Annotated in this window: 1 protein-coding gene (running past one end of the window); it reads left to right on the top strand. The window is 62.4% G+C overall.

Annotated elements, in window-relative coordinates; genetic code table 11:
• Positions 1–12,002 carry the end of an autotransporter-associated beta strand repeat-containing protein gene (locus ACILSI_RS04375; RefSeq protein ID WP_395720631.1) on the top strand. It extends 22,111 nt beyond the left edge of the window, so only the last 12,002 of its 34,113 coding nucleotides appear in the window; the start codon falls outside the window, past its left edge; its stop codon occupies positions 12,000–12,002.

Here is a 12,002-nt window from a genome sequence, read left to right as displayed (position 1 = left end):
GCGCGGATGCCAATGGCTTCTCGCAGAACACCTATTCTGGAACCACCTTCTTGGATGCCGCCCGCATCGTCATTGGCGCGGATTCCCTCTATTCTGGCCCGGCGAATCTCTTGACCATCATCAGCAGCCCCTTCGGCACGGGTACCGTTCTCTTCGGCTCTGGATCAAGCAACGGCGGCACGTCCATCGGCTCAGATGGTGCCAACCGCATCATCGCGAATGCCCTCGCTGGCATGGGAACCGCTGCCACCTTGCCGGTCACCTTTGAAGGCCGTGGCAACCTCACCTTCATCAACACCACCGCGCTGAACCTCAACACCGAAGCCACCACCCTCCGTCAGCGGAACTTGGTGGTCAATACGACCCAGGGCGTGATCCAGCTTGATGCGAACCTCACGTTGACTGCGACTGAAGGCACCAACTTGGTCAAGCAGGGTGGCGGCATCTTGGTCTATACCGGCACCAATCAGGCGTCGAACCGAATCACCACCAACGCCAACTACGGCACCTCATGGTTCATTGATGCCGGTCAACTCCGCGTGACCAATGACAACAACCTCGGTGACACGTCCATTCTATTTGCAGTTGGCACCCCCGCCCACATCGTGGCGGGCCTGCCTTCCGACGTGCAATTGCGCGGCGGTACACTTTCCGTGGGCGGCTCCTTCACCTCGGCGCACCAGTTCCTCCTGAACACGGCCGCCAGTTCCATTGAGGTCTCCGGCAGCAATACCTTTGGCATCGTCCTCCCTATCAGCGTTGCGAACACCGGCTCCGCCCAGGCGCTCAGCAAGATCGGCACCGGCACTCTCGTCCTCAACTCCACCCCGAATGTGAACACCAGCCTCACCATCGGCGGAGTTCCCGGCGGCGGCGGCACTGTGCTCACGCAGATGACCACTGGTACGCCCTTTGGCGCAGGTGCCATCACCGTCACCGATGGAACCCTGGCCCTTCAAGGCACCGTGGGCACTGCTCCAGTCGGCGTCGTCGTCGGCACCGCTCAAGCAGCAGCCAGCTACATCATCAATGTCGGCAATAACGCAGGCATCGTCCCCGGTATGACCATCACCAACGCCAGCATCCCGGCCGGCGCTGTGGTGACGGGGGTTTCCGGCAACAATATCACGATCAGCGCGCCGACCACGGCAGCCATCGCTTCCGGTCAGGCCCTTACCTTCGGCGTCGTCAACCAAGCTCTCACCGCCACCGCCATGACCTACAACGCCGGTCGCATCCAGCTCACCAAGGGCACCGGAGTGACCTCGACTTTGAATCTGAGCGGCACCCTCACCCGCGGCAGCAACGGCATGGCGACGATTGTCTCGTCGAACTTGGCCACAGACCTCGGCACCAATGAGCGTTTCACCGTCACCACGACGCCTCCGACCAACGGCAGCGGCATCCTCGCCCTTCCTTCTATCGTTGGTCGCGCCTCGACCGGTGCGGATACGAATTCGCTGAACTTCCTCCGTTACGACGTGACCAACGGCTTCCTCCTCCACAATGCGTCCCTGGCCTCCGACCTCAGCGTGTCCGCCGCTACCTCTCTGGGTGATTTCAGCGCTGCCCAAGTTGTGGCTGCCGGCACAATCGATCTCCTCGCCCTCCGCACCAGCTCTAACATTAGCGCGACCGATGGCACCTCGCTCCTCCGTCTCTCCAATGGCGGTCTCATCATGAACGGCGCTGCTGGCACTGGAGTGGCTCCTGTCATCAGCAGCAATCTCCGCTTCGGCATCGGCGGCACCGCTCAGGAAGCCCTCGTCTGGGGCAGCGGCGGTCAGGCTGGTGCTTCCACGATTTCTGGTAACTTTGAAGCCGCCGACTTCACCAAGGGCGGCGCAGGAACCCTCCTCCTCTCCGGAACGGCCAATGTCATGGCCCCGCTCACCACCGGTCTGCGCAATCTGAGCATTCAGGAAGGCACGGTGCGCTTCGCTGGCCAAAGCAGCGTCCCGCAGTCCGGCCTGATCAACCTCGTCGTCAACAGCAGTGCCAACGGCTTTGACCTCAATGGCCAGACCATCACCGTCGGCGGCCTCTCCGGCTACGGTCGCGTGATCAACAGCGGTGCCTCTAACACCCTCACGGTGAACACCGGCATCGGCCAGAGCACTACCTTCACCGGCACCCTCAACGGCACCCTGGCCCTCACGAAGTCCGGCGACGGCACCCTGACCCTGAACCCACCACGCAACGCCGATGGCGCATCCCTCGCCAACACCTACAGCGGTGGCACCATCATCAATGCAGGCCGCGTCACCAGCGCCAACGCCGTCGCCCCGGTCAGCACTGGCACCCTCGCCGTCCGTAACACCCTCGCCCTCGGCACCGGCCCCATCACCCTCAGAGGCGGTATCCTCGACCTCGCTGCCATCGCTGGCAACGGCTACGCCGCAGGCGAACTCACCGACGGCATCCCCACCATCCAGTTCGGATCCGGCAGCGGCTACAACGTCACGATTGATGCCTTGAATAGCTTTGGTCAGGCCAACACCACTTCAGCTCTCGCCACCGGCGCGGCTCCTGTGGCCTGGAACCTGATCAATAACGTCACGCTCAATGCCAATAACCTCACCTGGACCGGCGGTCAGAACACCAACGTCCAGATCAACGGCACCCTCGCCGTGAACGGGGCAGGGGAGACCTTCCTCAATACCCTCAACCAAGGTGTGATCAGCGGCAAGATCGACGCGGCTGGCAAGACCCTCGTCAAGACCGGTGCCAGCAACCTTTTCCTCACCAACGGCGACACCGGGTCCGGTGCCAACGACGTGGGAGCTTGGAGGCTCATGGCTGGCACGACCGAAGTCCGCCTCTCCAATGGCGCTTCCAATCCGCTCGGTTCCGTTGCCCCGATCACGCTCAACGGTGCCACTCTTAACATCCGTCACGACGGTGACAACACCTCCGCGATGCAGAGGCTCACCACCTTCGCGAACAATAATCTGACCATCGGTTCCACCGCCGGAATCGGCAGCGGCAGCTACATCGGCAGCGGCGCGGTCGTGCTTAGTCTGGATCGCGGCACGGGCGCAGGTGCCTCCAACAAGACCATCAAGTTTGGCGACCTCAACTTCGGTGGTCCGCTCGGTACGCCGAGCTTGAGGGTCAATATGGCGAATGGCTATCACATGGAAGTCAGTGCCTTCACCTTGGTCAAGGACGCCCTGATCGATCTCAGCACCGGCAGCCCGAACCTGACCATCAACGGCAACATCAGCGGCAACGGCACCATCCAGAAAACCGCCAGCGGCAACTTCTTTATCAACAGCAACAACGCGGCCACCTTCGCGGGCGGTTTTGTGAGCGCAGGCGGCACCACCTTCTTCGGCACCTTTGAAGGCAACGTGATCACTCTCAGCGATACCCCCGGCAGCATCCCCGGTCTCGTGGCGTCTTCCAACTACGGCACCGGTAACGCACTCATCCAGCCCGCCACCGCCATCCAGTTCAACAGCACTGACAACAAGGTCGGTTCTGGCAGCGTCGATCTCCGCAGCAACGCGATGGCCAACTACGGTATCCTGCGCATGGCTGCCAATGCCCCGCTCTCCGACTTTAATCTCCTCATCGGTAACCTCGGCGGACCTCAAGATACCTCCTACTTCGGTCTTGCCGGTGGCAATGGCTTCAACGGCGGCGGCAAGAATGCAGGCAGCGCCATCATCGCCCTCAACACCGTCTATACCCAGACCATCGACCTCGCCAAGATCGGTGACGGCACCGCCTTCCTCGGTTCCACCACCAACGGCGTCGGCCTCAACGGCAGCTACAACGCCGCCACCCTCGGCGTTGGCGCAGGCAACACCTACCGCCTCGGCGCGGGTGGCAGCATCCTCTATGTCGCCAGCGACATGGCGAACAGCAACGTGCTCACCGGCACGGGTGCGGCCCTGACCGTCGGCATGCCCCACAGCGGCCTGAACGCGGACACCATCACCGGCGGCAATGGTCGCGGCACCGTGGTGCTGATGACCAACAACAACTACGGCGGAGCCACCACCGTCAACCGCGCCAGCACCCTCGAGTTCCGCGGAAGCCTGACCACCAGCAGCTTCGACACTTGGGGCACCCTGACTGCCGGGGGTCTCGGCGGCACCTTCATGAACGCGGCTGGCACCGCCCCCCTCACGGCCAACATCACGTTGCGCAACACCTCCGAACTCCGCTTTGATTACTCCACCGGTCTCCTCGCCACCAACCGCCTCGAAGGCTACGGCGGTCAGGGCCGTTGGGATGACGACACCAATGTTGTCCTCAATAACTCCACAGTCCGCCTCCTCGGCAACCGCGACATCGAAGTCACGGAAACGATCGGCGACCTCACCGTCGGCAAGTTCGGCCAGCTCGCCATCCAGCGCGATCTGCTGAACCGCACCGTGACCCTCGTCGTCGGCGGCGGAGCCGGAGCGGACATCACCCGCCAGACCCCCCAGACCAACAACGGCCTCGCCATCACCGGCAACGTCGGCACCCTCCAGATCAACCCAGCCAACGGTGGCCAGCTCGGCAGCGACGAGCGCATCAAGCTCTTCGGCGGCACCGGAGCCACCGGCCTCGTCGCCCTCGGCGGCATCACCAACGGCATGGTTGCCCCTTGGATCATTAACGGTGGTGAAATCCAGTTCCTCACCTACACCGCAGACAACGGCTTTGTGAACGCGGGCTTTGATGGCGTCCGCAGTGGTGCCCTAGGGACCACCAGCGTCCCGACGGAGCGCACCTTCATCAATGCGGCAGCCTCGATGATCGGCGGCGGCGGCCTCGCCCTCGACACCTATGCATTGCGTCTCGATTTTGGCATCACCTTTGCCTCCGGCACTGCGGCAGCCACGGATCGGATTCAAATTCGGAGCGGCGGCTTGATCGCGAACACAGCCGCAGCAGCCATTGCCCCAGGCATTTCCTTCGGCACGGCACCGCAGGAAGCCAATATCTTCAACAACAACAACTTGATCATCGGCACCCTCGCCACAGCCGGCAACACCACCGGCCAGATCACGAACGCCACGAACATCGTCAAGCACGGCGGGGGCAACCTCTTCATCGATGCCAAGCAGGACAGCTTCAATGGCAACTACATCGTGAACCAGGGCAGCATCTTCTTCCGCTCCACCACGATTCAGACCAACCTCGGCGGCACCGCGACGCTCGCCCAGATGAACGCCGGCACCAACGGCCTCGTCGTCATCAACAACCACGGCAGTGTGTTCGGTCTCCGCTCCGATGTGGCCAATACCGTGTATAACCTCGGTTTGGTCATCGGCGAGGGCAACCCGCTCGCCTTAATCAGCAACGATCGCGCCGCTGGCACCGCCAACGTGCTGAGCATCCTCACCGGTGGCATCCGCTTCGGTGGTTCCCCCGGCGAGCAGGGACAGTCCTTGTTGATGCAAAACGCGGCGAACAACGTCGCCCTCCAGGTCAATGGCCCGCTCGCACTCAGCGCCGCCACTATGGAAGGCGCGCCCGCCTACAACTTCATCCGCACCGACCCAACCCTCACGGTTTACGGTCAGGTCACGGGAGGAGCTTCCCTCATCCACACCGGCGGCGGTCTGCTTGAACTTGGCAACGGCTTCACCGGCTTCAACAACGGCATCAACACCTTCACCGGCGGCATCCAAAACGTCCAGGGCACCGTGAACGTCCGCGGCACCACCACGGGCACGCCGGCCAACTTCGCCACCCTCTTCAGCGGGATCAACAACGGCGGTATCGGCTCCGGCGACGTGACGATGTATTCCGGCACCCTGAACCTCCTCATCGACGGTGCCAACACCACCACCCGCGAGCGCTACGTGGTCGGCAACAACGCCGCAGGCAACAACCTGATCATCAACGGCTCCTCCACCGTGACCGTGAACCGCAATGTCGCAGGCACCGCCGCAAACAAGCACCTCGTCTTCAAGGATCTCACCATCGGCAGCTCGACGCTGACGGTCACGGCTGGTAACGGCTACTTTCTCGAAATGAACGGTAATACCAACCTCACGGGCACCCCGCTTCTCAATGTCGGCGGTGACATGCTCCTCAACGGTGCCATCAACGACGGCGCAGGCTCCGCTCCTGGCACCATCGGCCAAGCCATGATTAAGGGCGGTGGCGCAAGCATCTGGCTCAACGGCACCACCAGCACCTTCGGCGGACTCTACGCCGGATCGACCAGCGCCAACGGCCTCGGCATCGTCGTCAACGGCGGCCTGCTCCGCTTCGGTGATGTGAACAGCGAGAACGGCACCGCGATGAACCTGGACACCATGCTTCGCGGCAGCACGATCCGGATCAATCCGACCGGCGGCATCTTCCTCACCAACCCGGCCAACATCAACTTTGGCACGGGTCAGGTGGAGCTCCTCAGTTCCGGCTCACAGATGTCTCTCTTCCGCGTGCAGAGCGCAGCATTGAACCAGGCCTTCCTGCAGAATGCGCTGAGCAGCAACTCCCAAGGCGTGATTGCCCTGAATGCCTCCATCGCCAATCCGCTGAATCTCGCCACCATCGGCAACGGTCGCTCCTTCTTTGGTGCGACTGCCAACGCCGACTACACCGCCGAAACCCTGGGCGTCGGGGCCGACAACATCTATCGCATCGGCGGCGGTGGTGCCCGTCTCAACTTCGATTCGCCATCCGTGATAGGCGTCTTCGTCGAAGGAGCAGCGCCGGGCACTCGGGTGCTGTTTGGAAATCAGGCCGGCAACGGCAACAGCGGTGAAACGGACATCCGTGACATCTACACCTACACCGGCGGCACCGTCATCAGCCGCTCCTCCAGCCTCCTGACCCGCACTGCGACGACCGGAGCCAATGGCCCCCTCGGCAACGGTGGTGCCGTGGACATCTTCGGTCAGGTCCGTCTCTACAGTGGTGCCACGCTGCTTAACTTTGCTGGCACGGCTAATCAGTATGCCGTCAACCTCCACCCCGGCTCGGTGTTGTGGCTGGACAACGAAGCCTCCACCCAGAACCGTTGGTTTGACACCACCCCCGTCAATCTGGACGGTGCTCAACTTTACCTGCGCTCGATAAACAACGCAGCTCTGACCTCGACGGAAGTCGTTGGAGACATCACCTTCGGCCGAGGTGCCTCGATCCGCGTTCAGAAGGGTGTTGCCGCCGGTGACATGCAGTTGACGACGTCCAACCTCATCCGCTCGGGTGTTGGCAGCACGCTGTCCATCATCTCCACCGCCGGGAACCTCGGTGTGGCAGGTAACAATGACTCGGAGCGCGTGGTCGTCACCGGAACCAGCACCGGAGCCATCGTCGGCGGCATCAAGCCGGCCTACTACGTCAACGCCACCGACAACACCTTCGTGACCTATGGTGCCAATGGCTTCGTCAACGCAGCCTACAGCAACACCTTCAACGCAGGCACGTTCACGGCCGCCACCACCGGCACCAGCGTGGTGGACGTCACCACCGCCGCCATGGTCCTGATCCAGGACCAGACCGTGTATGCCCTGCGCACCAACCAGAACATCAGCAGCGGGGTTGGCCAATACAACACCCTCACCTTCGCGGATGGCACGACCGATGCGGAGCGCGGTGGTCTCATCACCACCGGTACGCCGACCATCGCGACCAACCTGAGGTTCGGCACCACGGGCACCAAGGAAGGTATCATCTACACGGCTGGTAACACCATCCTCAGCGGTGACATCTACGCAGGCAGCATCACCAAATTCGGTGGCAGCACGCTGACCATCGCCAAAGACCAGACCGCCGCCGCCAACGGCACCGGCTTTGCGGGTAACTGGACCGTCAATGGCGGTGCCCTGACCCTGAACACCTTCGGCGCTTCCGGTGACGGCGGCACGATCACCCTGAACGCCAGCGGAATCACTTCCGGTTCCGGCACGACCCTGAACCTGTCTGCCGCCCCCGGTAGCACGCTCAACGGCCAATACACCATGGGCCGCATCATCGCAGTTGACAACGCCATCGTCGCCGCCACTCCGGGCACGGATACAGCCATCGGCATCGGTGCCCTTGAAGTCCATTCGACCGACACGACTGGACTCTCCCCCGCACGCCTCAGCGTCAACTTGGCCAGCGTTCGCTCCGCCCTCAATGCTGGAACCCTCTTCCTCACCGGCGCGGGCAACTCCATCCTCTCCATCAATGCCAGCGGCTTCAACAATCAGATTACCGCGGGCACTACTGGCACCGGTCTAAACGTCGCCGGCCTAAATGGCAGCCGCGACCTCATCAAGTGGGGCAACGGCAACCTCTGGGTCGGCGGCAACAACACCAGCTTTACGGGTAACGTCAGCATTGAGCAAGGCGCGCTGGGGATCACCAACGCCAACGCCCTCGTTAACGCCGCCAGCATCACGGCCAAGCGCTACGGCATCCTCGACATCCTCACCACCGGCTTCACCAATGCCGTGACCTACGAGGCTGGCTCCATCGAGCGCTGGAGCGTGGACAACGCCCGCAGCGGCACCATCAACCTCGGCGCGGGTTCCCTCCAAGTGAACGCCGACCAAAACACCACCACCGCGACGATTCAGATGAACGGCGGTGCCATCGAAGGCTTCCTCCGCACCGATGACGTGTCGAGCGGCAACAACGGCCTCGTCTTCCGCACCCTCGGCTCCGGCGTCAGCATCAGCCTGCTCGGCAACTCCTTCGTCGGCCAGAACGCCTTCACCGATGGCCCGAACGGCACCGACAACGGCAGGACTCAGGACATCACCACCGGTGTCGGCCCCGATACCAACAACAACAGCGAACTCGTCGCCAACGCCCGCGGAGCCATCCTCGAAATCAAGGGGGACATCAGCGGCGCAGGCGGCCTCACCAAACAGAGCTCTGACACCGTCATCCTCTCCGGTACCAACACCTACCTTGGCGCGACCAACGTCGCCAACGGCACCCTCCGCCTCGGTTCCGGAACCGCCCTGCCCACCGGCACCAACGTCACCACCTCCGGTCGCGGTGTCCTTGACCTCGGCGGCTTTAATGCCTCCATCGGCAATCTGAGCAGCTCTGTCATCACCGGGGCCGTCTTCAACAGCTCCGCAGGCTTCATCACCAACAGTGCCACGGTCATGAAGACCCTCACCGTCACCCCAACGGCGAGCAGCACCTACGGCGGTGTAATCCAGAACAACGTCGCCGTGACGAAGGCCGGTGGCCAGAAACTCATCTTCACCAACGTGAACACCTACACGGGTGAGACCAATGTGAACGGCGGCATCCTCGAAGTCACCCACGCCACCGGCACCGCAGGCACCGCCGTGATCGACGGCATCAAAAACACCTCCAAGCTCACCGTTGCTAACGGAGCAACCTTCAATGCGGTGACCGGTAGCATCGGCGGCACCCTGACCCTCGCGGGCACCAGCGGCACCACCCTCGAACTCGCTGGCGGCAGCCGCCTAGGTGTCGAAGTTGGTCCCAACACCGGCACCAACGTCGGCAGCAACGCGGGTGAAAACACCGGCAGCAGCATCCGCCTCAATCCAGGTGCTGTGGCCTCCGTGACGGGCAACGTGACGGTGGATGCCTACTTCCTCCCGGGCATCGTCACCCACGCGGGCAAGTCGGACATCCTCGTCGCCCAGGGCGGCGGTCTGACAAGCGGTGGTGGCACCTACACCGTCGGTAACCTCTACAACGTGACCAACTTCACCGTCACCGGCATCACCGCGACCAACACCCTTGTTCAGTTCGATGTGGCTGCTGCCACTGCCCTCGCCGATGCCTATTGGAAGGGCGGCTTCGCCGGAAACACCAATGTGTGGGCGGTTTCCAACGGCTCGAGCCAGAGCAACTGGGCCACCAACCTCGCTGGAGCTGATACGGGTCTTGTTCCCGCCTCCACGACCAACGTGTTCCTCTCGGTCACCACTCCGACCGATCAGAATAACATGGTCCTCGGTTCCAACATGAGCATCAACAGCCTGACGCTCAATGCCACCAGCGGGACTCCAGTGGTTCTCCAAAGCACGGGTGATTACACCCTCACGATCGGTGGAGCCGCAGCGATTACCTCGGATGCAACTTCTGGCGCAGCCACCTTTAACAACAAGATCGCCCTGACGAACGCCACTCCGACCATCGCGGTCAATAGTGCGAACACGCTCACCCTCGCCGGACAGGTGAGCGGAGCGGCAACCTCACTGACCAAGACCGGCACCGGAACCCTGGTCCTCAGCGGAGCCAACACCTATACGGGCGCGACCACCATCAGCGCCGGCATCCTCAGCGCCGCCAACGACCTCGCTCTCGGCACGGCACCGGGCAACACCACCGTGGCCAACAATGGCTCTCTCGAAGTTCAGGGCAATGTCACCATCGCCTTCGAAACTCTGAATCTGACAGGCGACGGGGCCACCGTGGGTGCGGACACCAGCGGCGGTGCCCTGCGCAACCTCAGCGGGAACAACATCGTCACCGGTGCCATCACCTTGGGCACCCCCGGCGCGACCCTCCAGTCCGACGCCGGAACCTTGAACATCAACGGCGGCATTACCGGTGCCTTCCCGCTGACCGTCGAAGGCGCGGGCAATACCGTGATCAACGGCATCATCGGAACCGGTGCTGGGACTCTCATCAAGAACGACACAGGCACACTGACCCTCGCCAACGCCAACACCTACACCGGTGCCACCACCATCAACGGCGGCACGGTGGTCGTTTCGAATGCTCTTGGCTTGGGCACTGTCGCAGGCGGTGCCACCGTCGCCGCCGGCGCGACACTTAACATCAGCGGGGTGACCGTGGCCGAAACGCCCGTGACACTCAACGGCGCTGGTTTTGGCGGCAACGGTGCCCTCACTGGCACAGGCACCGCCACCTTGAGCGGCGCATCAGTCGTCATGGCTACCAGCAGTTCCGTCGGAGCCGCCAGCGCATCAGATATTCTCACCATCAGTGGTGTGATTTCTGGCACGGGCACGAATCTGACTAAAGTCGGCGACGGCAAGGTCATCCTCTCTGGAACCAACACCTATACTGGAACGACCACTATCAATGCGGGCACCTTGCAGATCGGCGATGGTGGCACCACCGGCACCATCAGCACCTCTGTTGGGCCTGTCACTAACAATGGTGCGCTTGTGGTGAATCTGGCCACACCAACCGCACTCGCCTTTGCACAACAAATCACTGGATCGGGTTCCTTCCAGCAGGCAGGAACGGGCATTACCACCTTGTCCAACACCACCAACGACTACTCTGGCAGCACCAACGTCAGCAATGGCGAATTGCGTATCACTGGCAGTTTGACTGGAACCGGCGCTGTGACCGTCGGCGAAACTGGCGGTGCCATTGGCACGCCTCCCGCGATTCTGGCAGGTGCGGGCAACGGCACCACCACCGGTGTCATCGCCGGTGCGGTCACCGTCGGCAGTCCGACCAGCGTCGGCATCATCGCTCCGGGTGCCACCCCTGCGGCGATTGGCACGTTGACCCTGACGGCTTCCGGGACAGCCCTGACGGTGGCCAGTGGATCGCAGATTCAGATGGGCATCACCACGGCAACCGTCGCGGCGGATGCGGGTATCTTGGGTGCCTTGGCTGCTGCCACTTATCTCAGTGCTTCGGACTACATTACGAATACCACTCCTTCCTGGGCGGCAACCTCTGGAGTCTCTCCCGGCAATCACGACTACCTCAATCTCACCAACGGCACGATTTCCTTGGGAACTCGTTCCAGCGGCACCTTGGGCAATGGCACGGTGTCGATCACGAGCCTGGGGGGCTACACCGGTGTCCAGGGGGATGTGTTCAATCTTCTCGATTGGCAGAGTGTCACAATGAGCGGCACCTTCACCGGAATCAATGGAGGCAATTTCTTCACCAATGGTGGAGTCTGGGGCGATCTTGACCTGCCAACACTGGCACCTCAGCTCTTCTGGGACACCTCCGCTTTTGCCACCTACGGCGTCTTGGTTGTCGTCCCTGAGCCTTCCCGCATGCTGCTTCTGATGTTTGGCCTCCTTGGCCTCTTCTTCCGCCGCCGCCGTCGCACCGGCTCCTTGTAA

It is taken from the genome of Prosthecobacter sp., assembly GCF_044232965.1.
In the GTDB taxonomy this organism is placed as follows: domain Bacteria; phylum Verrucomicrobiota; class Verrucomicrobiia; order Verrucomicrobiales; family Verrucomicrobiaceae; genus Prosthecobacter.
This window is presented reverse-complemented; position numbering and strand designations above follow the sequence as displayed.